24 protein-coding genes are annotated in these 24,567 nt (G+C 60.1%); 3 read left to right on the top strand and 21 right to left on the bottom strand.

Annotated elements, in window-relative coordinates:
- Window positions 1-29: 29 nt before the first annotated feature.
- From proC to trhO, 6 genes are all read right to left on the bottom strand, one after another.
- Complete coding sequence (proC, locus tag DYI20_RS04135; protein ID WP_208392142.1) at window positions 30-878, bottom strand: pyrroline-5-carboxylate reductase; 849 nt, start codon at window positions 876-878, stop codon at window positions 30-32.
- Entirely contained in the window at window positions 871-1,803 is a 933-nt protein-coding gene (locus DYI20_RS04140; RefSeq protein ID WP_369859708.1) for a sugar phosphate isomerase/epimerase family protein, read from the bottom strand. The genes proC and DYI20_RS04140 overlap by 8 nt, the downstream gene beginning before the upstream one ends.
- A 1-nt stretch (window position 1,804) precedes the next feature.
- Window positions 1,805-2,842 carry a Ppx/GppA family phosphatase gene (locus DYI20_RS04145; protein WP_110098002.1) on the bottom strand — a complete coding sequence of 346 codons (1,038 nt, stop codon included), beginning with the start codon at window positions 2,840-2,842 and terminating at the stop codon, window positions 1,805-1,807.
- A gap of 57 nt (window positions 2,843-2,899) precedes the next feature.
- Window positions 2,900-5,650, bottom strand: coding sequence for a type I DNA topoisomerase (gene topA, locus DYI20_RS04150; protein WP_122548915.1), 2,751 nt, complete (start codon window positions 5,648-5,650; stop codon window positions 2,900-2,902).
- Window positions 5,651-5,738: 88 nt separating this feature from the next.
- Window positions 5,739-7,418 (bottom strand): DUF7059 domain-containing protein, encoded by a 1,680-nt coding sequence (locus DYI20_RS04155; protein WP_233487900.1) that lies wholly within the window; start codon window positions 7,416-7,418, stop codon window positions 5,739-5,741.
- Complete coding sequence (gene trhO, locus DYI20_RS04160) at window positions 7,415-8,353, bottom strand: oxygen-dependent tRNA uridine(34) hydroxylase TrhO (protein WP_110098004.1); 939 nt, start codon at window positions 8,351-8,353, stop codon at window positions 7,415-7,417. Before trhO ends, DYI20_RS04155 begins: the two co-directional genes overlap by 4 nt.
- A 92-nt stretch (window positions 8,354-8,445) precedes the next feature.
- Between trhO and DYI20_RS04165 the strand changes: the two genes are divergently transcribed.
- Window positions 8,446-9,204, top strand: coding sequence for a GNAT family N-acetyltransferase (locus DYI20_RS04165; protein WP_166769853.1), 759 nt, complete (start codon window positions 8,446-8,448; stop codon window positions 9,202-9,204).
- 134 nt (window positions 9,205-9,338) lie between these two features.
- Window positions 9,339-11,696, top strand: a complete 2,358-nt coding sequence (locus DYI20_RS04170) for a DEAD/DEAH box helicase (protein ID WP_244924651.1) — start codon at window positions 9,339-9,341, stop codon at window positions 11,694-11,696.
- Here DYI20_RS04170 and DYI20_RS04175 read toward each other — a convergent pair.
- The 13 genes from DYI20_RS04175 to DYI20_RS04235 form a co-directional block, all read right to left on the bottom strand.
- On the bottom strand, window positions 11,590-11,991 hold the full coding sequence (locus tag DYI20_RS04175) for an Rv3654c family TadE-like protein (RefSeq protein ID WP_122548918.1): 402 nt from the start codon (window positions 11,989-11,991) through the stop codon (window positions 11,590-11,592). The genes DYI20_RS04170 and DYI20_RS04175 overlap by 107 nt on opposite strands.
- Window positions 11,988-12,362 (bottom strand): TadE family type IV pilus minor pilin, encoded by a 375-nt coding sequence (locus DYI20_RS04180; protein WP_146206804.1) that lies wholly within the window; start codon window positions 12,360-12,362, stop codon window positions 11,988-11,990. The genes DYI20_RS04175 and DYI20_RS04180 overlap by 4 nt, the downstream gene beginning before the upstream one ends.
- Before the next feature lie 115 nt (window positions 12,363-12,477).
- The gene (locus tag DYI20_RS04185) at window positions 12,478-12,693 is read right to left on the bottom strand and encodes a DUF4244 domain-containing protein (protein WP_110110229.1); all 216 of its coding nucleotides are present in this window, start codon (window positions 12,691-12,693) and stop codon (window positions 12,478-12,480) included.
- A 62-nt stretch (window positions 12,694-12,755) separates the two neighbouring features.
- On the bottom strand, window positions 12,756-13,205 hold the full coding sequence (locus tag DYI20_RS04190) for a type II secretion system F family protein (RefSeq protein WP_110098010.1): 450 nt from the start codon (window positions 13,203-13,205) through the stop codon (window positions 12,756-12,758).
- Window positions 13,198-13,857, bottom strand: a complete 660-nt coding sequence (locus DYI20_RS04195) for a type II secretion system F family protein (RefSeq protein ID WP_110110228.1) — start codon at window positions 13,855-13,857, stop codon at window positions 13,198-13,200. Before DYI20_RS04195 ends, DYI20_RS04190 begins: the two co-directional genes overlap by 8 nt.
- Window positions 13,854-15,059, bottom strand: coding sequence for a TadA family conjugal transfer-associated ATPase (locus DYI20_RS04200; protein ID WP_122548920.1), 1,206 nt, complete (start codon window positions 15,057-15,059; stop codon window positions 13,854-13,856). The genes DYI20_RS04195 and DYI20_RS04200 overlap by 4 nt, the downstream gene beginning before the upstream one ends.
- A complete protein-coding gene (locus DYI20_RS04205; RefSeq protein WP_122548921.1) occupies window positions 15,056-16,114 on the bottom strand; it encodes a hypothetical protein in 1,059 nt (352 codons plus the stop codon). The genes DYI20_RS04200 and DYI20_RS04205 overlap by 4 nt, the downstream gene beginning before the upstream one ends.
- Window positions 16,115-16,231: 117 nt before the next feature.
- A complete protein-coding gene (locus DYI20_RS04210; RefSeq protein ID WP_233487902.1) occupies window positions 16,232-17,041 on the bottom strand; it encodes an NUDIX hydrolase in 810 nt (269 codons plus the stop codon).
- Window positions 17,042-17,094: 53 nt separating this feature from the next.
- Complete coding sequence (nth, locus tag DYI20_RS04215; RefSeq protein WP_110100687.1) at window positions 17,095-17,892, bottom strand: endonuclease III; 798 nt, start codon at window positions 17,890-17,892, stop codon at window positions 17,095-17,097.
- Window positions 17,889-19,247, bottom strand: coding sequence for a hypothetical protein (locus tag DYI20_RS04220; protein WP_110100688.1), 1,359 nt, complete (start codon window positions 19,245-19,247; stop codon window positions 17,889-17,891). Before DYI20_RS04220 ends, nth begins: the two co-directional genes overlap by 4 nt.
- Window positions 19,248-19,475: 228 nt before the next feature.
- Window positions 19,476-19,637: a methionine/alanine import family NSS transporter small subunit gene (locus DYI20_RS04225; RefSeq protein WP_110100689.1), complete on the bottom strand. Its 162-nt coding sequence runs from the start codon at window positions 19,635-19,637 to the stop codon at window positions 19,476-19,478.
- Window positions 19,634-21,244, bottom strand: a complete 1,611-nt coding sequence (locus tag DYI20_RS04230; protein ID WP_110100690.1) for a sodium-dependent transporter — start codon at window positions 21,242-21,244, stop codon at window positions 19,634-19,636. Before DYI20_RS04230 ends, DYI20_RS04225 begins: the two co-directional genes overlap by 4 nt.
- 156 nt (window positions 21,245-21,400) lie before the next feature.
- Window positions 21,401-22,576 carry a MarP family serine protease gene (locus DYI20_RS04235; protein ID WP_158524715.1) on the bottom strand — a complete coding sequence of 392 codons (1,176 nt, stop codon included), beginning with the start codon at window positions 22,574-22,576 and terminating at the stop codon, window positions 21,401-21,403.
- A 390-nt stretch (window positions 22,577-22,966) separates the two neighbouring features.
- On the opposite strand from DYI20_RS04235, the gene DYI20_RS04240 reads away from it, so the two are divergent.
- Entirely contained in the window at window positions 22,967-23,644 is a 678-nt protein-coding gene (locus DYI20_RS04240) for a Crp/Fnr family transcriptional regulator (protein WP_110100692.1), read from the top strand.
- Window positions 23,645-23,742: 98 nt separating this feature from the next.
- Here DYI20_RS04240 and DYI20_RS04245 read toward each other — a convergent pair whose 3' ends face one another.
- Complete coding sequence (locus tag DYI20_RS04245) at window positions 23,743-24,207, bottom strand: RidA family protein (RefSeq protein WP_122548922.1); 465 nt, start codon at window positions 24,205-24,207, stop codon at window positions 23,743-23,745.
- 59 nt (window positions 24,208-24,266) lie between these two features.
- On the bottom strand, window positions 24,267-24,467 hold the full coding sequence (gene sp36, locus DYI20_RS04250; RefSeq protein ID WP_110100694.1) for a Sp36 family protein: 201 nt from the start codon (window positions 24,465-24,467) through the stop codon (window positions 24,267-24,269).
- Window positions 24,468-24,567: the final 100 nt, after the last annotated feature.

Here is a 24,567-nt window from a genome sequence, read left to right on the forward strand (position 1 = left end):
GGGACGAGCGGTTCTGTCGTGAGCCAACCTTAGGAGTTGGCGATCTGCTCGCTGCGGGCAATATTGGCGTGCACAGCCGTCACCAGCAACTCCTGAAGCCCAGAGTCATCCATGGCATTCACCGCAGCTTCGGTGGTACCTCCCGGGGTGCAAATCTGGTCGGTGAGCGCCTTGGGGTCGGCTCCGTCTTCACCCAGCATCGCCCCCGCACCGGATACGGTCAAACGCGCCAGCTCCACCGCGGTCTCAGGGTCCAGGCCGAGCTGGGCACCAGCCTGGGCCAGCACATCGGTGATATGGAAAATGTACCCCGGCCCGGATCCGGCAATGGCAGCAACCAGGTTGATCTGGTCTTCGGGCACATGGAAGACACGCCCCGAACCGGAGAAAATCGCCTCCGCTTGGGCCAGCCCTCGGTCAGTGACCGCCTGATTACCGGCCATACCCACCACGCCTTTGCCCAGGGTCAGCGGTAGGTTCGGCATGCACCGCACCACCGGCTGGTCGGCTCCGACGGCCTCGGTGATCGCCTGCAGGGTGATGCCTGCAGCCACCGAGACCACGACAGCCCGGTCCGGCAGAGCTGGTGCCAGGTCGCTGAGGGTGGGCACAATATCGGCCGGCTTGGTCCCGACCAGTACCACGTCTGCCTCAGCCACGGCTTGGCGGTTAGCTTCGGGGTTGCTGTCCAGGGAGACGACAGTGATGCCCAGTTTCTCGCTTTTGGCGGTAGCGCTGGCGATAGAGTGCGTGGTGGCCTGGATGGCCGCCGGCGCAGCGCCGGTGGCCACATAGCCGGCCACAATGGCGGTGTTCATATGACCCAGTCCAATCACGGCTAGTTTCACATCGGCGGGCTGGTGTGCTGCGTTAGTCATCGTCACCTCGGGGCATTTTTCTTTGGTGGTTGGAAATAATCTGCATTGGTTGGGTCTGAGCCTGTTCATGAAGTGAGGCGATGTGCTGGCCGTTGCACTGCCCTGTGGCCTGAGCTTGGCACTGGGCAGTTTGCCCGACGGCCAGGTGGAAGCGAGTGAATCTCAGGGCCTCGGCAAGCATTTCTTCACGTTCCCCGGCATAGGAGACTTTACGGGTGGAAACCTCGACGCAGGCGGCTCCGTCCCATCCGGTGGCTCCCAGATACTGCAGGCATTCGGCCACCGGTTGTTCACCCTGGCCCGGAATCAAGTGGGAGTCTCCGGCACTGGTCGTCCCATCGGTGACGTGGACATGTTTCAGCCGCGACCCGAGCAATTTGAAGACCGCCAGCGAGTCGGCGTCAGAGATTCCAGCGTGGGAGAAGTCCCACGTGATGTGGTCATAATCTTCCGGGGTGGGGTCCCAGTGCGGCAGGTACATTTTGATTTCTTGCCCGGAGACCTTCCAAGGGTACATATTCTCCACCGCAATCATCACCCCGGTGGCATCCATGATGTCGCGGATTCCGTCTTTGAAGCCTTTGGCGTAGCGCCCCTGCCAGCGGAAGGGCGGATGAGCAACCACGATATCAGCGCCCAGTTCGCGGGCCATGTCGGCCGAGCGGGCAATTTTGTTCCACGCCGAGCCCCAGACTTGTTGGGTGAACAGCAAGGTCGGGGCGTGAATCGAATGAATGGGCATGGAGTATTTTTCCGACAGTTGGTCTAGTTTCCTCGGGTCTTGCGTCCACGAGTTTTGGGTGACCATGATTTCTACGCCGTCATAGCCCAAATCTTCGGCCATTCCGAAGACGTGTTGTGGCGGGAGGGCAAACACTGAGGAAGACGATAGCGTGACGGGTATGGGCGCCACGTCGGCCGGAATCTCAGGCACTGACAACCCCCAGCGAGAACCCGGGAGTTTCGGCACCAGAGGAAAGATTCAGCGAGCCCACCCACGGGTCCAGATCACGACCGACGACGCCTTCCATCAACAACGCGTCGAGCCGTCCCATCATTAACCCTTCGCGCAACGCCCAGGGGCAAATCACCAAGCGTTTGACGCCGAAGTATTTCATCGCCGCATGGGCCACCATGCCTCCGGCCAAAACCTGCGGGGCCCGGATTTCGGACACGCCGGGCAACTGGGCTCGTTGGTCGACCGTCATCTTCGACATTTTGCCGATCCAATACTTCAGGTCTTTGCGCTTCAGCGTCCGGGTGACAAAGGGACCTTCCGAGCTGGGTGCGGCCCCGGCGACACGAGCCAAGGAACGGAACGTCTTGGAGGTGCCGGTCACCACAGTGTGCTCGGGCATCTGAATCGAATCCCCCAAATGTCCCAGTGTGTCGTCTAAAACCGCCTCAATGTGGCCGGAGAGCTTTCTGAGTTGCTTGCCTTTCGGCGGGTCCGAGGACAGAAATTCACGGGTTAACCGGGCTGCACCCAACGGGACCGAGACTGCACGGGAGGGCAACTCATCGGTGCCATAGGCAATTTCGAAGGAACCGCCACCGATGTCAAAGTTCAGTAGGTGTTCCACGTGCCAACCTTGCCAGCGCCGGACGGCGAAATATGTCATCGCTGCTTCTTGGTCGCCACTGAGTTCGGCCAGATGCACTCCGGTTTCGTCGGTGACTTTGGCCAGGACCTCTGGGCCGTTGGCCGATTCACGGATCGCCGAGGTACAAAAGGCGATCATGTCTTCTGCACCGTTGCGCTGAGCAAAGCTCACCGCCTCCCGAATGAATAACAGAAGCTTGTCGACACCTTCGGTAGTGATCGCACCCTGGTCATCGAGATGCCGGATCAACGACAGTTGTTGCTTGTGATCAGCGTAGGCGTTGGGGCGAGCTCCGGGGTGAGCGTCGACTAAAAGCAGATGAACTGTATTGGATCCAATATCCAGTACTCCAAGGCGCATGCTTCTAGCCTACTCTCTCTGCGGCGGCCGCCGGTGAGCTAGGTGGGTGAAGCCCTACTAGCTTTTGGACGCGGTGGTCTTTTTCCGCGGTGAACGCTTTTTCTTTGCCGGGGCTTTCGCACGCTTATCGCTGAGCAACTGATAGGCCTGCTCTGCGGTGACCGCCTGCGGATCGGTACCGCGTGGCACTGTGACATTGGTGGTACCGTCGGTGATGTAGGGGCCGAAACGGCCGTCCTTGACCACCACCTTGCCACCGGAGTTCGGGTCCTCCCCTAGTTCGGCCAGTGGTGGCTTGGCTGCACCACGTCCGCGCTTTTTAGGCTGGGCATAGATCTTTTCGGCTTCTTCGAGGGTGATGGTAAACATCTGCTCCTCGGTTTCCAAGGACCGAGAATCAGTACCCTTCTTCAAATACGGACCAAATCGGCCGTTCTGGGCGGTGATCTTGGTCCCATCGTCGGCAGTACCCACCACGCGTGGCAATGAGAGCACCGTGAGGGCATCCTCCAAGGTCACCGTGGCCAAGTCCATCGATTTCAGCAAGGACGCGGTCTTGGGCTTCGGTCGTTTGGGCTTCTTCTTCGGTTTGGGCTTGCCGTTTTTATAGTATTCGGTCGGCTGAGCGTCAATTTCTTCCTGGGTTGGTTCCGGAATCACTTGCGTCACATAGGGCCCGTACCGACCGTCCTTGGCGGCAATCTCATACCCAGACTCAGGGTCCACGCCCAGGATCCGCTCCGACGGGGCGGCGTTATCGATCAAATCCCGGGCTTTGTCCGCGGTGAGCTCGTCCGGGGCCAAATCCTCGGGAACATTGACCCGTTCGGGGTCGGTCCCTTCGGAGGCATCAGCCGGTAGCGCCTTTTCCAGATAGGGCCCGTAGCGTCCGACTCGCAGGGTGATGTCATCGGTGAGATGTACCGAGTTCACCGCACGAGCATCAATATCACCGAGATTTTCCACGACAGATTTCAGTCCGTCGGCGGCTTGGTCATCGTCGGTCTGGGCAGCGTGTTCGGCACCGAAGTAGAACGCTTCCAGCCACGCAGCCCGCTCCATTTCCCCAGCCGCGATCTTATCCAAGTCATCTTCCATCCGAGCGGTGAAGTCATAATCCACATAACGGTCGAAGTGTTCTTCGAGCAACCGGATAACCGAAAAGGCGGTCCAGGAGGGCACCAGTGCGGTGCCTCGTTTCTTGACGTATCCGCGATCCATGATGGTCGAGATTGTCGGCGCATAGGTGGAGGGTCGACCGATCTCGCGCTTTTCGAGTTCGGCCACGATCGAAGCTTCGGTGTATCGGGCCGGCGGGGTGGTTTCGTGGCCGTTGGCAGTGACCTCAGAGGCATCCAGGTGCTGACCAACACTGAGATCCGGTAGCCGCACTTGTTGTTGCTGGTTGGACTCGTCCTGGCCCTCTTCATAGGCCGCCAAGAAACCGGGCACGGTAATCACGGTGCCGGAGGCGCTGAACTCTGCTACTCGCGGGGTATCTTCAACGGAGCTAGCCTGCAACTTCACGGTGGCGGTATACCCGGTGGCATCGATCATCTGCGAGGCCACGGTGCGCTTCCAAATCAGCTCATAGAGCCGGTATTCGTCGCCGGAGAGCTGGGAGGAGACCTGGGCAGGAGTGCGGAAGTGGTCCCCAGCTGGACGGATCGCTTCGTGGGCCTCCTGGGCTGCGGTGTTCTTGGAAGTGTAGTAGCGCCGAGTCTCGGGCACGGAATCTTGGCCGTAGAGTTCGGTGGCTTGTCCTCGGGCGGCGTTGATGGCTTCGGTGGACAGCACCACCGAGTCAGTACGCATATAGGTAATGAACCCGTTCTCATAGAGTCGCTGGGCCACCTGCATGGTCACCCGTGAGGAGAACCGCAATTTACGGGAGGCTTCTTGCTGCAATGTGGAGGTCGTGAACGGGGCGGCGGGGCGACGCCGGTACGGCTTATCCTTCACCGAAGTCACCCGAAATTCGGCATCGGCCAGTCCTTCGGCCAGAGCAGTAGCCGAGGATTGGTCCAGGTGCACGACCTGGTCTGTGGCCGAGGATTTGAGCTCACCGCGATCGGTGAAGTCACGGCCGGTGGCGACCCGTCGATCATCAACGGCACTAAGTCGGGCGGTAAAGGATTCCTCGCTCTGGGTGGCGAACTGACCTTCAATGTCCCAGTAGCTAGCCGGGATGAATGCCATCCGTTCCCGTTCTCGCTCCACGACCAGGCGGGTGGCCACCGACTGCACCCGTCCGGCCGAGAGCCCAGGGGCGACTTTACGCCAGAGCACCGGAGAGATTTCGTATCCGAACAACCGGTCCAGAATGCGACGGGTTTCTTGAGCATCGACCAGGTCGTGGTCGATCTCCCGGATATTGTCTAAACCGCGGGCCACACCTTCTTTGGTGATTTCGGTAAACGTCATCCGGTAGACGGGAACCTTGGGCTTGAGCACCTCGTAGAGGTGCCAGGCGATAGCTTCCCCTTCTCGGTCGGCGTCAGTGGCCAAGTAGAGGTCATCGGCGTCTTTGAGCAATTTCTTCAGCTCGGTGACCTTTTTCTTCTTATCCGGGTAGACCACGTAATAGGGTTCAAACCCATTCTCGGTATCGACCGCGAATTTTCCGTAGTTGCCCTTTTTCAGTTCGGCCGGCAGGTCCGAAGGACGCGGGAGATCTCGAATGTGACCAGCTGAAGCATCCACAACCCAGCCGTCACCTAAATATTTGGCGATCGACCGAGATTTCGCCGGGGACTCCACAATCACCAAGTGAGTACCGCCGATGGTCGGGGATGACTTCTCTGGCACGAGGTTCCTCCAATAATTTCCCAGGCATGACGCCAACTAATGCACTGACAGGCACACTACCCGGAATGTTTGTGACTATCCGATTATTTCAATTCTCACCACGGCTCTGCGTCTGCTCGTCACGGTTTGTGACGGAATCACCGTCATCCGCTAAGACGACGAACCCTTCGACGATCAGCTGTGCAACCGCCCGTTCTAATGCGGTACTGGCGGTCTTGTCCAGGCCTAAGAGCCCCGAAACCGCCGCAAAGATCTGGCGCAAGCTCAGTTGCCCATCTGCTACCGACAATACCGCAGCCGTTGCTGTGTCCAGAATGGCAGTCCGCCCGAAGCCGGCACCCTGCCGGGCCATGATAACCTCTGGATCCTCAGCCCCAAAGTGTTGATACCGTTCTTCGGTCACATGGTACGGGACCCGGGCGTGGCGTTGCGTCCAGTCGGTGGTTTGCAGCGTGTCCCAGGCCTTCACAGCCTGAGTCCATGCCCGCCCCACGGGCTGGTGCACCTCACCCTGATATGACTCGAGCCGGCGTAACGGGGTCGCTGCCCCGGTAGTCCGTCGCCGCAGACGCACCCAACCGAAACCGATCCCGGTCACGGATCGCTGAGCAAAATCGGTGAGGTAGCGACGATATCCGCTGGCAAACAGGGCCGGATCCAGCTGGTCAGAGGAATCGGCCAACCAGGTTTCGGCATATCCAGCCGGATCTTGCTGATCGCGCTGAATCACCCAGGCGTCCACGAGCACAGCATCCGAGCCGGAATCGGCCGGTGGGCCGGGTAACCACTGGCGGATCCGAGTGTCCCACTGCTGGTCGTGATGAATTTCCCAGTTGGCCATCAACACCGCGGTCCCACCGTCGGTCAGTGCTGTCGGAAGTTCTTGGATAAGTTGTTCGGTCACCGCGTCCCCGGTGGCGCCGGTTTGCCGATAGGTATGTTCTGCACCGGCAGGGCCGCCGGCGGGTGCAATCACAAAGGGCGGGTTAGAAACGATGAGATCAAACCGCTGTTCGGCCACCGGCTCGAGCATTGATCCGTTGCGCAGAGTCAGGCGGTGCTGCGGGTGTGCTGGATCAACGCCCAACATCGACGCGTTCAGGAGGACATTGAATAAGGTAAAGGCCAACGCTCGGTCGGAAATATCAGTAGCGGTAACGTGCTGGACGTGGTCCAACAGATGAAAGGTCTGCACCCCGCACCCGACTCCAAGATCCAGGGCGGTAGCCACCGGTTCGCGCGGAACGAGCCCCGCCAAGGTCAGCGACGCCCGACCTGCGCCCAGCACGTGTCCGCCCGGTAGGGGCTGGCGTAGTTGCAACGCGGTCTGATCGCTGGCCACCCAGAGCTGTCCGGGACGATCAGCGTCGTAGACGGACAGGTCCACGCCCGGCACGAAGCGCCCCTCCACGACGGTGCCCAGCCCCAGCTGCACTGCCCCGGCAACACCCAGGGTCGGCAAGGCAGCCTCGAGATACTCGGTGGCCACGGCATCGCCGAGCATCCACACGCTGATGACCGCCGCCAAACCCTGTTCCGGGCTGATCTGCTCTGTCGAGTTTTTCAGCATCGTCTCCACCACGACACGGGCGGGTTCTGCCTGTTCTCGGTCCAAGGCCGCAATCGCCCACGGCCCCAGCAACTCGGCGATGGGATCAGCCCGGTAGTTGACCTGGTCAAGGTCTGCCGCCAGCGCACCGATCAGGTCCCGGTCGGCCCGTGGTGTTGTCGGCATCGGCCCCAGGGCCGGCTGCTTCGAGTGAGTCATGCTGAAGACTCCTGCGAGTCCTCAAAGGTTGAGGCGCAGACCTCACAGATTCGGTCGGGGTGGTTTGCCTCGCACTGGTCGCACACCACCTGCAAGTGCCGGCATCCGGGGGCGTGACAATTCCGTAGCTGACTCGAGGGTTGCTCGCACAAGATGCAGTGCCCGATGGTTTTGGCTGCTGAGGAGAATTCGGTGTGCATCCGCTGGTCGAAAACATACAGCGAGCCCTCCCACAGGCCACGGTCAGCGAAGGCCTCGCCATATTTCACGATGCCACCATCGAGTTGGTAGAGGTTCTTAAATCCACGGTTGGCCATCAGCACGGTCAACACCTCGCACCGGATCCCCCCGGTGCAGTAGGTGACCACCGGCTGATCTTTGAGATGATCATACTTACCGGAGTCGAGTTCGGCCACGAAGTCACGGGTCGTGTCCACATCGGGCACCACCGCGTTTTTGAACCGACCAATCTCGGCCTCAAACCGATTGCGACCGTCAAAAAACACCACGTCTTCTCCGGCCCGCTTCTGGTTCTCCACCAGCTCGTGGAGCTGTTGCGGTGAGAGATGTTCAGCAGTGCCGACCACTCCCTGGTCGTTGACCTCAATTTCATCGGGAGCATCAAAGGCCACCAGCTCGGGACGAACCTTGACCGAAAGGCGCGGAAAATCCTCATCCGAACCATCCGACCATTTCACGGTCAACGATGTAAACGGCGCATACTCCCTGGTGGCTTTCACATACGCCTTCACGTCTCGAATGGGTCCGCCCACGGTGCCGTTAATGCCGTGTTCAGAGATAATGATGCGACCGGTGAGCCCCAATGACGCACACAGGGTTCGTTGCCACAGTTGCACTGCTTGCGGATCGGGAATCGGAGCAAAATGATAGTACAGCGCGATCTTGGTCTGGGGGCTAGCGGATACGGAACTCACATGTCTCAGGGTAAGACACAACGACAAATCTTTTCATCTCAAGTTGATTACGTGTGTGGGCCTGGCCGGCCCTGCCAGGTATGCTTAATGTCATGGCTATCTCCTCATCGCTGACTGACGAACTTGTCACCAATTGGCTGACAGGGCGCGCCCGTATCCGGAACCACCACCTGACGTCCCACGGAGAAATCCACGCTGCGTTGCGACCGGCCATCTCTGATGATGCGACCGAAGACTTGTGGGAGTACGTCATCGCGAACACCGACGACCACGTATTGAATACTGTGGCCGATGAAATCAAACAGCACCCCACCCGTCGTTTGATCGTTGCTTCCGATCTGCCCGCGCAACCTGAGCCCGCCGAGGCCGCCGCTCAACGCCTGGCTGAAAAAACCGGCCTGAAGGCCATCGGTGTGGGTGAGAAGCTGATGGTCACTGACATGGCCAGCCACGATGTGGAAGAACCTGTTGTCCCCGACGAGTTCATCGCCGATGTCCGTCGGCAGGACGGGTGGTACTCACTGAGCTTTATCACCACCGACGAGCACCCCACCGGTCCGGACCACACCGCCGCTCGCGGACGTGTGGGTGTCGTCGGTCAACACGCCGTCTTTGACCGGATCTGGACCAACCCCGAGTTCCGTCGTCAGGGACTGGGCTCACTGGTGATGCGTTACCTTGGCTCCCTGGCCTTGGAAGAAGCCGTCGAAGAAGGCCTCCTCATTGCCGGGACCGATGGTCAGGCACTGTACAAGCACCTGGGCTGGACTCCGCTCGCCGACGTCGTGGTGTTAGCTCACCCTGATGTCTCCGATGACCATGTTCAGACTCACGAGCATTTCCAGGTCTAGGAGCACACAGGATCCACCCGCTCGACGATCCCGACTCCGCTGACCGCGATCTGTCTGGTTGCCCGGATAGTGCTGGGCAGGCGGCAGAACGTCTTGCGCTCAATCAGCTGCGAGAGGCCCTGGGATATTCCACAGTGCCGGCCCAGTTCGTCCACGGTCGTTACATTCCCGCACGCGAACCAACTTATGCCGACTGGCCACAGGGTATTGCTGAAGCGGTCCGTGAGGCCTTTGCACACCGCGGGATTCACCGCCCGTGGTTACACCAAGCTCAGGCCATCGAGATAGCTCTCGGGTCTGAGCACACCATTCTGGCCACCGGAACCGCCTCGGGAAAATCATTGGCATACCAGGCCGTGGTGGCTTCCAGCGTTCTCGCGGACCCGACAGCGACGGCACTGTATCTCGCTCCAACCAAGGCGCTGGGTGCCGACCAATTGGTGTCCTGGTCCCAGCTGGCAGATCGTCTCCGGGCCGGCTTACGCCCTGAAGCCTACGACGGCGATACGGATCCGCAGACTCGACGGTGGGTACGCGACCACGCCAATATTGTGCTCACGAACCCGGACATGTTGCATCTTGGGATTTTGCCCCAGCACCACCAGTGGACCCGGTTTTTCCGGCGATTGCGGTGGGTGATCATCGACGAGGCCCACTCCTATCGCGGCGTATTTGGTTCTCATGTGGCGGTAGTGTTGCGCCGTCTGCGCAGAGTCTGCGCTCACTATCACAACACCGACGTGCATTTCATCGGTGCCTCTGCGACCTCCTCGGATCCCGCGACGAGTTTCGCAGAACTCATTGGCGCACCGGTGCGAGCAGTCACCTGTGATACATCCGGGCACGGCGCCGTCTCAGTGGGCTTCTGGGAGCCCGAATTCTCCGATGACACCGGAGAACACGGTGCTCAACGGCGTCGTTCGCTGATCTCTACTGGAGCAGACTTTCTCACTGATTTCGCCATCCAGCAGATTCGATCCATGGCCTTCATCCGTTCCCGTCGCGGGGCGGAGGCCATGGCGCAATCGACCAAGCGGCAGCTCAGCGAGGTAAAGACGGATCTTGTCTCGCGGGTAGCAACCTACCGCTCTGGACTCTTGCCGGAGGAAAGGCGCGAGGTGGAACAAGCCTTAGACAATGGGAAACTCCTGGCGGTGGCCACCACGCCCGCTTTGGAACTTGGCATTGATATTTCGGGGCTGGATGCGGTGATCATTACCGGTTGGCCTGGCACCCGCGCCAGCTTTTTCCAGCAACTGGGACGTAGCGGTCGTAGCGGTCAAGATTCTTTGGCTATCTATGTGGCCGGTGAGGATCCGCTAGATACCTTCCTGGTGCATCACCCGGAACGAATTTTCGACATTGGGGTCGAAGACGTGGTTATTGATCCCACGAACCCCTATATTCTCGGTCCACACCTGTGCGCGGCGGCCGCTGAACTTCCACTCACCCCCGAGGATCTGCCAGATTTTGGTCCCGAAGAACACGTTCACCGCCTCCTTGAGGACCTCACCGCAGAAGGCTATCTGCGGCGCCGTCCCGCCGGCTGGTTCTGGACCCACCCCGACCGGCCGGCCGCAACGATCGGGTTGCGCGATATCGGCGGAGCACCGTTGGAGATCGTCGACGAAGAGACCGGCACCGTTTTAGGTACCATCAGCGCCGAACAATCACATTCCCAAGCCCACCCCGGAGCGGTGTATGTTCACCAGGGGCGCACGTGGCTGGTCACCGTCCTCGATGAGGACAACGGGGTAGTGCTCGTCGTTCGTGCTGAACCCAATTTCTACACCCAGGCTCGAGAAACCACACAGGTCGCGATTCTCAACACGCTCGAACAAGTCGTTCCGGACTCGGCGACACAACCAACCCGACTGACCTGGAACCTCGGCAACGTCAAGGTCACGACCCGAGTCGTGTCCTACCAGCGGCGAGAAGTGATCACTTCTCAAATACTCGGAGAAGAACCACTCGAACTGTCCGCACAAGAGCTGTTCACCGAAGCGGTGTGGTTTTCCACAAGCTCCGACGAGCTGATCGCCGCAGGGCTGACCACCGACCGGATGCCTGGAGCATTACACGCTGCTGAACATGCAATGATTGGTATGTTGCCACTGGTGGCCTCCAACGACCGGTGGGATATCGGAGGGGTCTCGATGGTGTTGCACCCGGACACCTCCCAACCCACGGTCTTTATCTACGATGGATACCCCGGTGGGGCGGGATTCGCTCGTCGTGGCTTTAACACGGCGCGGATGTGGGTCAAGGCCACCCGTGACGCAATTCTGGCCTGTGAATGCGAGCAAGGATGCCCTTCCTGCGTGCAATCACCTAAATGTGGGAACCGTAACTCGCCCTTGGATAAACCCGGGGCCGTGGCAGTACTCACTCATCTGTTGCGGTACCTGCCATCATCCGGTCAGGGCCAGCCCGTGATTCCGCTGTTGCGACCAACCCGAGGGACCCGGAACCGGCGACGAGCTCATTGGTAACCGAGACCCGCACCGTATCGTCGGATTCCCACTGGCAGGATTCCATCCTGACGTGATGGCGAGCTGCGGTCTGTTCGGCAATCTGACACGGTTCGCTTGGAATCAGTGACCGGGCAGCATCGGCGGCAGCCAAGGCTGCTAGGTCTGCGACCGCAGCCGCCCGCGAGGAAGCGACCGTGGCTTGGACGAGCATCAACCCTCCTATAAGCAGTGTGGCTAAACAGCCGATGATGCCAACCACCACAACGGTGCCAGAACCCTGCTGGTCGTCCCATGGCACTGGTGGGGTGTTCATGGGGAAATCACCCACTGATACGGTGCATGAGCACGAGCTTCCAACGTGCCGATGTTGAGCCAGCCAACCGGACCCGGGGTGGGCCTCGACACGGTAACACTGGCCCACGAACCGGAGATCTCCTGCTGGGCGGAGGCCTGGCTTCCCGCCATCCGCGATACGGTAGCTGTCACCCCATCGGCGGGCTCCCCACGGGCCAGTTCTCGAGCTGCCGCGGCGGCAGCTTGCTCGAGCCGAACTTGTTGGACACCGATCACCACGGCGTTGACCAGCATCGCCGCCACTATCATGGCCACTGGGAGCACCACCGCGAATTCCGCGGTCACCGACCCAGTATCACGGCCTACTCGGTATCTAAATGTCTGAGACATCGTCGTCCCTACCTTCCGGGCCACATCGTGGCTGGTTGTCAGATGGAGCTATGGTGGCCGGGTTGCCGTGGCACTCACCGGTGAATGCCACGGCAACCCGATTCACACCGCCGTTTTAGAACTGCAAGGCCTGCTCAACCAGACCATTCAGCAGGTCTTGGACGGCCCCACCCGAGAGAATGACGGCCAGCAAGCCGGCGAATCCTACGGCGGCGAGCATCACGATGCCGTATTCGGCGGTTTGAGCTCCAGATTCGTCGCTGAGATCAACCTGAAATTCCTGGTCGGAAACAGCGGCAGTGTCGTGCGAGGACAAGATGTGGTCGCTCATGACAAGCTCCTTTCTGTTGTATGGGATGTTGTGATGTTGTTTGACGGACAGGGACTATTCAGTTATAGGTTCATCACGTCGGGAAACAGGGTGATCACCAGTGGCATCACGCCCAGGCAGATAAAGCTGGGAAGCAGACAAACGCCCATGGGCACCACGAGTTTGATGCCCAGCTCGGCTGCGCGTTTCTCGGCGGCTCGTTGTCGGTGTCGACGCAGGCTGGAGGCCGCCCCGCGAATCACGGTGGCGCTCGGGACGGCGGCTGTAAACGGGAAATACAGGTGTTCGGCCAGGGTCTGGTACTCAGTGATACCGGCGACCGGTTCCCAGGCTTGTTGCCAACTGAATCCGTGATGGAGCCGGAGCCCGACCTCGGAGAGCTCGCGGGCTTGGGGAAAACGCGTACCGATGTGCTGCAGACCGCTCGCCAGACCGATGCCGGAGGACAACAACGCAGCTAACAGGTCCATGGCTAGAGCGGGGTCCAGGTAATCGCGAGACCTTTCAGACATTCTGGGCCTCTTTCACCAGCCGTTGGCTCCACCACCGACCTAGCGTGGCCAGCCCTACGCCAGTGGCCAACAGCACCCACCCAATCGGTTCGAGTAACAGGTGAAAGACGGTGACCCCGATCATCGCGGACAGGGCCATGCCCGCTACGGGAAGCCACGCCAAAAGTGTGGCTGTCGAACGTGGCCCGGCGGCCGCGGTTTGCCGAGCTTGGTGGACATCTTCTCCGGCTTCAAGAGCGTCGGCAAGTCGGCTGAGCAGTGTGGAGAGTTTCATTCCGGTATCTCTGGCGAGTTCGAGGCTGCCACTGATCTGTTGCCAATAGTGTGGTTCTCCTGGACCGGTGACGTGTTGTAGTGGGGTTTCGGCGAGGACTTCCAATCCCTGCTGGGCTGCCAAGGTATGGTGCAGACAACATCCCGGGTCGGTATCGTCGGTAGCTACGGAGCGTGGGCACGCCGGGTAACCTAGGGCCAGTTCGCTCCAGACACGTTGCGGGTCGCGTCCGGCATCCAGCAACGCGGCCGCTTGGCGGAGCATCTCGATAATTTCGGACAGTTCTCCTGGTTCGGCTAGGCCCAGCAATGGGCCGAGCGGGGTAGTGGCGAGGAGGTTTTTGCTACGGTGGGCGAGCGTGGTTGGTGTTCGGCTCATCGGGGCAGCCCCTTCCATTCTGGTTTGGTGCCCAGTTGTTCGACGACGGCCAGGCCCGGGCCTTCATACAGCGTGCTACCGCGTTGCGTCAGAGCCGGTAGTACCGTCAAGGCTTGACCGGCTCGTTCTTCCGGCGCCAGCACGGCTAATTCGGTGGGGTGCCGGCCATATTCGTCTCGGCAGATATGCATCAGCACGTCGACGCCTGACCGGGCTTGCAGGGTGAGGACCTCTGGGGAAAGCCCGGCTAAACCGCCCATCGCGTGGAGGCGGGCTGGGACATCGGCCGTAGAGTTGGCGTGCAGGGTTCCCATCGCGCCTTGATGCCCGGTATTCATCGCCGTAAGGAATTCGGCGATTTCGGCTCCGCGGCACTCTCCGACGATCAACCGATCGGGTCGCATACGCAATGACTGTCGGATCAGCTCCCGCGTTTCGATGGCGCCGGCCCCTTCAATATTGGCTTCCCGGGTGCGCAGGTTGACCACATGTGGGTGGTCAATACGTAGTTCGGGGGTGTCCTCAATAGTGATGATGCGTTCGTGGTCGTCCACCGTGGAGAGCAGGCTGGAGGCTAGCGTCGTTTTGCCCGAGCCGGTAGCTCCGGAAATCAGGACATTTGCGCGACATTGGACAAGGAATTCACACACGCGTAACCAGTACTCGCGGTGCGGCCACTGCTGACTGAGCTGCTCAAGTCGCGGGGTGACCGGATGGGGCAAGCGGATACTGAGCTGAGGGTGCTCCACGACCGGTGGGATCAGTGCGTGAATGCGAGCCCCAGCCAGAAACACGTCACCGAAGGGCTGGCCCTCATCCAGGCGTCGTCCGCCTTGAGAAAGTAGCCGACGGGCCAGGTTCATGACCTCTGCCCGGGGCAGTCTGTGCTCGGTGGGTTCGACCCCATGCCCGCAGTCAAGCCAGACGTGCCCCTCTCCGGTCACCATGATGTCGGAGACGCCGTCCTGGCGGAGATAGTCGGCCAGCGGCCCGAGTCCTTGCAGGTCGTCGAGCAGCCGGGTCATCAAATGCCGGGCGTGTTGCGGTCCCAACGACTCGACATGTCGGCCAATGGCTTCGGCGGTGTGCTCCTCCTGGGATTGTTCCCCGGCGCCGGCCAGGCGTGAAGCCAGCCAGAGTTTTGCCTGGGCCCACCGGTCAGTCGCTGGAGCCGGAGGCAGGTCAGGGACGAAATGTCTCATCGAGGCCACCTCCGGTGGCCAAACAGGGTGGTGTAGAGGCGTCGGTCGCTTCGTTGTGGTGTGATGTCCAGATTGCGGGGACGGCACCCCCAACTGAGCGGGAGGAAGATGGTCGGAGGGTCTGTCGAGGGTAGCGAGGTAGTCAGCAGGCGCAGTACCCGGTGACGGATACGTGGCACCACCCCTCCCGGGCCCGGGAAGCGCACCACGATGTCGGGAGTCAGCCCAGCGGGAGAGACGCCGGTGGTGGCGAGAGTAACCAGGGTGGCGCCACGGGACTGCAACTCGGTTGCTCGATTGGCGTCGAACCCAACATCGGTGACCGTGGTGATACCCATGCGGGCGGTTGCCTCAAGAACCTGAACCACATCGTGCTGATCTGGCATGGCCCCCACGACAGAGTCCGTGTCATCGGGGACCTCGAAGCCCAGGAAGGCCAGCGGTGTGTCCCGATGTCGCGAGCTGAGCCCGGTAAAACATCGTTCTCCTACTGCCAGCCCGTCCTGCACGGTAGCCCAGCACACCCAGCCCCGCCGTGAGGGGTGATGCAACCGGGGCACGAGCGCGCGCGAACAGGCGGCCTGAGGGTCGGCGTCGACCAGCAGTGTGGGAGCGCCGTAGCGGGTCACCCGAGCGAGGTTCCATCCGGCCCAGGGTGTTGCCGGGGCGGTGGTGGTCCGCACCAGTACCACCTGGTCTGGGTGCTTGGCGTGAGCACCTGGCGGGTGACCGGGGTCGGCGGGGTCGTGGTGTAAATGCTCGAGTAGCGCCTCGGTGTCGTCGGGTAGCCTCCAGCTGAATGGACCAATACTCACCCTGCGGTGATGACCTGAGTTCAGCCGGATTTGGAGCTGGCGTGGTTGCATCTGTCGCGCCGAGGACGGCTGGGGTGCTGTGGCCGTGTCACCGGATAGAATCTCAATACCCAGGCTGGCTAATAACCCCAGCAGGTAACGGTAGGTCTGTTGCTGTTCGGCACTGAGCCTGCTCGGGCGGTCTATCGTCGCTGTTGCGATAGCGCGCTGGTGACGCGGACGTTTCGGGAGTGCTCTCATGCCCTCTACTGTGCCTGGCACAGCCAGGCCCGTCCCAGCAGGTGCCCGCGACTGTGGAACAGGATCGTCGCTCGCCGTCCAACTGTGGACGGGCGGGTCGCGCCGTGACGGCCCCAGCTAGTCAGACAGGTGCTCGTGGCAGGTAAAAATTTTCGGGGCGGGTTGCGTCGCGTCCCACCCGGTGACGTCTACGCACTGGGCCCGATCCCAAGGATGCGTCCATCCCAGAAGATCCAGGATGCGGTCGATGAGCAAGGCGGTAAACCCCCACACCAGCGTGTCGGCCACGAGGAATCCGGGCATGACCGGGCGGAGAAGTTCTCCGGTCTGCGGTGAGGTCATCAGCACCGAGACTCGGTGATCGGGGTCGATCAGATCGGCGACGGGGACGCGAAAAACGCGGGTCGCTTCATGATCGTCGACCACGTCAACACTGCCGGGGGTGGACCACCATCCGATGACTGGGGTGACCGAAAAATTGGTCACGGGCAGTCCCACGGTGGGTAGTTGTCCCAACACGGTGACGGAGGATGGATCGAGGCCGGTTTCCTCGCTAGCTTCCCGCAATGCACAGGCGGTGTCATCGGCATCGGCAGGATCGCGCTGACCACCCGGGAAGGAAATCTGGCCGGGGTGTTTGCGTAAGGTCACGGCGCGTTGGGTGAGCAAGACATCCAGTGAACTAGGCACCGTCTCGCTCCGATAGTCGGCCGGCACGTCGTCGAGGGCGCCGAAGAGAATCAGCACCGCCGACGGTGTGGCGTTCTCGGTGGTCATGCGGGGAAATCGGAAACCCCGTGGATCGAGTTCCTTAGTGGGCGTGCTAAATGCGCACTCGGGAAGCTCCGCGTTGAGCGTGCCGTAGCGACTGACCAGGTCCACCAAATCTTGTTGGACGGTCTCCAGGGTGGTCTTCTCGGGCTGCACGGGCTGGGTCGCCTCCTGAGGTGCGGGTGGTGCAGACTGTCATCGTGGCGGAGTTAGGCCTGTAGCGAGTAGCCCTCGGCACGGAGCTGGCGACGGGTTGCTCCTTCGAGCATGCGCTGATGGAGTTCTTCGCGCCCAGGTGCTAGCTCATACTTCAACAGCCTACTGGCACTGTAGGGGTCCAACGGGCCGATCCCGGCCGAAGGGCACCAGCGGGCGACCGGGCAGGCCCCGCAGGCCGGTTTTCGCGCGTGACAGATGCGCCGGCCCAAAAAAATCAGCCGGTGGGAGAGCATGATCCACTCGCGGGGTTCGAACAGCTCTGCCACCGCGGTTTCCACAGCGACGGGGTCTTCAGCGGTGGTCCAGCCTAGACGGCGGGACACTCGACCAAAGTGGGTATCGACGGTCAGACCGGGTTTGCCAAAAGCGTTGCCTAACACAACGAAGGCGGTTTTCCGTCCCACCCCGGGCAGGCTAGTCAGATCCTTGAGATTGTCCGGGACCGATCCGGCGAACTTCTCCACCAGCGCTTGGGAGAGTTTCATAATCGAGCTCGTCTTGGACCGATAAAAACCGGTCGGCCGGATCAACTCTTGGACTTCGCGTTCATCGGCCATAGCGAGCGCTTCGGCATCCGGGAATCGGGCGAAAAGGTCCGGGGTAACGGAATTGACCCGCACATCGGTGGTTTGGGCTGACAGGACGGTGGCCACCAGCAACTCAAAGGGATTGTCAAAATCCAGTTCCGCGACCGCATAAGGGAAGAACTCCGCCAACACCCGATTGATTTTCCGAGCGCGACGCTTTCGAGCTAGTGGTGTTTCATCCTCGGGATCACGAGCGGTCACTGTTGCGGTGCCCGTTCAATCCCCTCGAGCTCACGCAACAGACCACGCTGTCCATCGTAGGATTGCACGAGGAATTCGTGTCCACGGTCTTCCAAGGCCAGAATCCACTGGCCCGGTTCCAGCGCGAATGCCGGTTCGCCCTGCTCAGTCACGGCCCGGCGGGGCGTGTAGACCGCAAACCAGAACGGCTGGGCGGTGTCGGCGGGAGTCAGTCCGCCCGAGGTAAGTGCTGAGTCGGCCCCGACTGTCGAGGACCGACCACCGGTTTCCACCTGCGCGTCGACCACTGGGTCGACACCGACTGCTGGCTCGTGGGTTTCGGCAGACGTTTCAGGACGGTTCCAGCTCTGGTCAGGTTCGGTCTCGTCGTGGGATTCGGTGGAGGCATCCTGGCCAGGGTGTGCCGGTGTTACGGGCTCGGCTTCAGTCGGAGCGGGTTGGCCTCCGGGCTGTTCGCCGTGCTGTTCAGTCGAAGGCTGGGCAGCCCGACGCCCGGACGGCTTGTCTTCCTCCTGGTGAACCTGCTGCGGGGCCTGAGTCTGGTTCTGCTGTGCAGACGCGGCGGCGACAAAGGGGTCTACCGGTTCGGGCTGTTGCTGAGACGGTGCCCCCGGTGTGACCTGGTCGGTGCCACCTTGTTGGAATTGCTGATAGCCGGTCTGCTGAGACGCTACCGGCTGACCGAAGTCCTGGTAGGCGACGGGCTGTTGTGCTCGGACAGGCTGGGCTGACCCCATGTAAGCATGGCGCTGGTACGGTGGCGTTGCTGGCTGTACTCCTGCAGGCTGTGCGCTAGCGGAGCCGTTGAATAGTTGTGGCCAGGTGACGAACAACACCAAGGCTGTTGCCACCAAGAACAGCAAGATTGTCATCAACGCTTCAGACGCCCAGTAGAAGTAGTCGAAAGCAATGAAGTTCAAGAGCGCGTAAACGCCAATGGCCCAGGAAATGGCTTGCACCAGGTGTTTGGAGGTGAACGACCCCAACATGGGACGAGATCCGTCCAATCCCTTGGCCCTGAGCACCAGGACCATCACCACGATTCCACCACCAATGTTCAGAACAAGGTTGAGCAAAAACTCCGCATTCCAGAGGATATTGAAGCTCGCCGCCTGATCACCAATGTATCCGCGTGTTTGGTTGTAATACGTAATGTCGTTGATCATCGCCCACAGACCGGCACCGGCTACCAGGGCGGCGGCTGCCGTGATCATCACGGCCACGGCCGGCATGGAGGAGCCGCCTTGCAGATTCTGCACGCCCGGACGAGGCGCCGAGTACTGTTGCGAAGCACCAGCACCGGGTTGCTGCTGATGTGGATATCCCTGCGGTGGCTGGTAATTCTGATTCGACACGGTAACCCTTCTTAACATCTCAGGTCTCTCGGGCCTCAGGTTTGCTCCTGAAGATCTTCTCCCAGTGAACCACATCTGTCGAGAATGCGGGATATCTTTTGGGTAAAAGTCTGCTCCTCATCTGCTTTTAACTGCCGATCCCGCTGAACCACCGGTCCTGGGTAACTCTCAGAACCGGTGGTTCAGCGGGTTCAGGCCGCAACAGATGGGGATGCGACAACCTGCGCGTCAGCTCTGGTTGATCTGCTGGGCGGGGGGAACAGCTCCGTCGGCGCCGAGCTCTCCCGTGGTCTCATCCGGGTTGCCTCGCAGGTGGACGATCGCCACGGCCAGGCCACCCCATACGACCCCGAGGCAGATGATCATCATCACAATTGCTATGGTGCTCACTGGTTGACCTCCTGAGTAGTGACCGGTTGGTCTGCGTGCCGGGGTGTGTTCTTGATGTCGAAATCTTGCTCGTGCTGATCGTCTTGCATCCCGGAGTTTTTCGCCCAGGGGATCAGTGCGACCACGACGGCCAGCACCACCAGTAGCGCTGACATGCCCCATCCGAAGGTGCCGACATACCAGGAGGGCATTCCCCCATAGCCTTCATTGACAACCTGCAGAATGTACTGGACTAGCGTAATACCCAGCACGACTGGCATAACCACGGAGATCAAGATCTTGTAGATCCAGCCCAGGCGGAAGGAAGACACCGAGTTCAGGTGCCCGACGAATTCGTTGAGTCGGAACAGCACCCAGGAGACCACGAAGACCGCCACCAGGCTGACCCCGACAATACCGATGTTGTTCACAAAGGCGTCGGTGACGTCAAGGAGGTGGATTCCGGAGGTGGTGCTGAAGGCCAGGAGCGAGACCACAGCGGAGAGCCCACCAGCAATAGCCACCACCCGTGCGCGGGACCAACCAGTTTTGTCCATAATGCCGGAGATCACCACTTCGGTAATCGAGATCAGCGAGGTGATTCCCGCAAACAGTAGCGACCCGAAGAACAGGACGCCGATAATCGGGCCCAGCCCCAAGGGGGCTTCGGAAATGATGGCGGGGAACGCCACGAAAGCCAAACCAATGCCGGAACTAGCGACCTCGTCGACCCGAAGCCCAGATGCCTGGGCCATAAAGCCCAGTACCGAGAAGACGCCGATGCCGGCAAGCAGCTCGAAACCGGAGTTGGAGAATCCAACAACGAGACCTGATCCGGTCAGGTTAGAGCGTCGCTTCAGGTAGGAAGCGTAAGTCAGCATGATGCCGAAGCCGACCGAAAGGGAGAAGAAGATCTGACCGTAGGCGGCCACCCACACTTCTGGTCTTGTCAGTGCCGACCAATCCGGTGTGAACAGCGCATCCAAACCGGTGGCTGCGCCCGGCAGGCTCAAACCAATGCCGACTAAGATCACGAACATGATCACCAGCAGAGGCATACCGATCGTGGCAGCAACCCCGATGCCTTTGCCCACCCCGCGTGCGAGGATGGTCAGCACCAGGATCCACAGAGCTAGTAGCGGGAAGAAGACTCCTGGAACGATCTGGAAGCTCACTTCGGCTTGTTCTGTGGCTTGCAGGTAGTCCGCGAAGAAGAAGCCTTCTGGGTCATCTCCCCAGGCTTCGGTCACCGAGAACCAAATATAGGAAGTGGCCCAGGCCAGGATGGCGGCATAGAACAGTCCAAGCACGGCACAGATCATCACCTGCCACCAGCCGATGGCTTCAGTCCACCGGCTGAGCCGACGGAAGGCCAGTGGTGGGGATCCTTTAAAGCGGTGTCCAATGGCGTAGTCAAAGAACAACAGCGGAATACCTGCGGTCAGTAGCGCCACCATGTACGGCAGGATGAATGCGCCACCACCGTTTTCGTAGGCGACATAGGGAAAGCGCCAAATATTTCCGAGTCCCACGGCAGATCCGATTGCCGCCAACAGGAAGACCCAGCGGGTACTGAATTGTTCGCGTTGCTGTCTCCCCGCGGTGAGTGATTCTTGTGTCAGGGCCATGCCCAACTCCTTTATCTTCAGGGCCTACCAGCGTGATGAGTGTGATAGTGATCACAAGAGTATGACGAAACATGAAATTTCACAAGAGCAACGCGCGGAAAACCATGCCTCGCACGGAAACAGCAGGCATGCAACCGTTAGTTCATCGGTGATGAATTAATCAGCCAAACACTGCCCCGTTGATACCGGTTCGGTGTAGCTCTGCGCTGAGGTCAGCACCGACCCAGCTTCCTCGGCGGTGATTGCGTAGCCGACCTGGGCATCGGGAGCTTTGGCGAAGATGACGCCGGCAACCTGGCCGGCGTCGTCGACGAGTGGGCCGCCCGAGTTCCCCTCACGGATATCGGAGGCCAACTGATAAATGCCGGTCAAATGCGGATCTTGACCATAGATGTTATTCAGCGTGGCCGGACCTTCAGCTTGCACTTTGCCAGTCGTAATGCGGTATGGACCACCGGCGGGAAACCCGAGAGCGTAGGCATCATCATCGATGCTTAATCCACGACCGACCTCCAACGTTGGAAGATCGGCGTCGGGAATCTGGAGAATCGCAAGATCGGTCTCCGGGTCGAAGTAGACCACCGAAGCACGATAGACGTTTCCGTCGAGATCTTCGACGGTCGGTCCCTCAACTCCGGCAACAACGTGGGCGTTGGTCACCACTCGTTGCGGCTCCACGGCGAATCCTGAACCGGTTTGGTTCTGACCGCATTCAAATGCAGTTCCGGTGATACGGACCGTAGCCTGTCCGGCCTGTTGCACGGCATCATTGGGAGGGCGGACAGCATTGTCCTCCACCGGGCCTTGCGACTGGAGCATCGGCCCCAACTCGGGAATCACCCCTGAATCCAAGAAATCGGTCCACAATGAAGCCACGAAGGTCCGTCCAGACTCAGGAGTCAATTTGGTGACGAAAGCGATGACCCGGGATTCCTTAATGGTCTGCGTTAGTTGTGGCATACCCATCGATGACAAAGAGAAGGCCAATAGGGCAATCAACACCGAGGCGATGGCGGTATTGACAATTCCTCCAAGCACCTTGTCCACACGTCGGGCAATCGGAGCGTTAACCCGTAGTCGTACGGCTCGACCAACGGCCACTCCAATGGCCATCCCGATGCCGACGAGGACAACTGCGCACACCACCATAGCCACGATGCGCCACATCGGAGAATCCACGAAACGGTTGACTTCGGGCATCAAAAAGAAGGCAGCAATGGTGCCGAGAACGAATCCCAGCATCCGTCCGGCCGACACCCAGAGACCCTGTCGAATGCCATTGATGAACACGATGACCAGTACGACAAGAAGAACCCAATCCAGCCAGGTCAAGAACACTACGCTGCGCCACCCCTCTCTCCGTGCTACGCGTCCCGACTCTCTCCGTGCTACGCGTCCCGACGCGCATCCGGTGGCGTCTTCTACACCGTCGCGTATCTCCGCAGTGTCTCCACCCTAAACCCTACGACTGGAAAAATGCCGTGAAGACTTGCATTGTCCAGCGTTGTAACCATCTTTCGGTGGAACGGTTGACGACCACATTGATCGCTCACAGATGAATACCAGCAGATCATCCGGCAATTTCTACTGCCTGTAGAATAATTATGTGAGTAACTGCACTCGAGGTATTCACAGTGTGATCCCGATGATGCAGAATTAACAACGAGCTTACGCCGAAAAACGTTTACCCGGCCGTTCTGGCCAGTTAGGAAGATCTCGCATATGGATTTGGATGTTCTGCGCAATGCTCCGCTTTTTACCCATCTTGACGATGAAGTCTTTGATGCGTTGACTGCAGAGCTGACCGAAGTTGAATTGTCTCGCGGGGCGTCTGCTTTCCACGAAGGCGACGATGGTGATCAGCTCTACGTCATTATTTCCGGCAAGATCAAAGTTGGTCGCACAGCTACCGATGGACGTGAAAACCTGCTTGCCATCCTCGGTCCCGGCGAGGTCTTCGGCGAGATGGCCCTTTTCCAGCCCGCGCCACGCACCGCAACCGCCACTGCTGTGTCCGCAACCCGTTTGGCCGGTCTGCGTCACGAAAACCTTCGCAAGGTCATCTACTCCTCCCCGGAGGTCTCCATGCAGTTGCTGGGCGCCTTGGCTAAGCGCCTGACGCGCACCAACGAGTCGATGGCTGACCTGGTGTTCTCCGATGTGCCAGGTCGCGTTGCCAAGGCCATCCTGGATTTGGCCGACCGTTTCGGTCGCACCGCCTCCGACGGCCTGCTCGTTGCTCACGATCTAACTCAGGAAGAGCTGGCCCAGTTGGTCGGTGCTTCCCGCGAGACGGTGAACAAGGCTTTGGCCGAATTCGTCCAGCGTGGCTGGTTGCGCTTGGAAAACCGAGCCGTGGTCATTCTGGACCTGCAACGACTACGACAGCGCGCACGTTAACCGGAGAATTCTTCTTCTCTTCGTCTCTTCCTCATGGGTGGGCCGGAACACCTAGCATGTTCCGGCCCACCCATGTCTTGTGTAGGACTGTGCGCTGATTAGTCCTGAACCTTGACGGTGATTTCGACCTCGACGGGGGCGTTCATGGGAAGAACAGCCACCCCGACGGCAGCACGAGCATGGGAACCAGCCGCACCGAAAGCCTGGCCCAGCAGTTCTGAGGCGCCGTTGATGACTTGCGGTTGCCCGTAAAAATCCGGGGCCGAAGCGACAAAGCCAGTCACCTTGACCACCTGAGCAACCTGATCGAGGTCGCCGACCAGGTTTTTCACGGCAGCCATAGCGTTCAACACACACAACTGCGCCAACTTTTGACCTTCCTCGACACTGACATCAGCGCCCAGTTTTCCGGTGGTAGCCAGCTCCCCGTTCTGCAGGGGCAACTGACCAGAAGTGTAGATCAACTGACCTTCACGTAAAGCAGGCACGTAGGCAGCCAGCGGGGTGGCAACCTCGGGAAGGGTGAATCCAGCTTCCTGGAGACGGTCTTCAACTGCGGACATAAATCCTCCTCGGTATCGTTGAACATCTCAGGGGTAGAGCACGGCGACGATCTGGGTGGCTAGGGTTTAGGACGCTTGAGATAAGCCACCGGAGCGTTACCATCTGGTCCTGGCAATACCGTGACGAGTTCCCATCCTTCATCGCCCCACTGATCCAGAATCTGTTTGGTGGCGTGAATAATCAACGGTAGCGTGGCGTACTCCCAGCGAGTTGGTTCCGGAGCCGACGCGGGTTCTGGTGTTTTTTGGGTTTCGGTCATCTCCCCAGGCTATAATTGAAAGACCGTCAAGAATAGACATGACGCTCGCACTGTTTGCACCACACCCGGACACAAAACGCGAAACCGGTGGGGATTGTCA

The sequence above is a fragment of the Auritidibacter ignavus genome, from assembly GCF_003703835.1.
GTDB lineage: Bacteria > Actinomycetota > Actinomycetes > Actinomycetales > Micrococcaceae > Auritidibacter > Auritidibacter ignavus.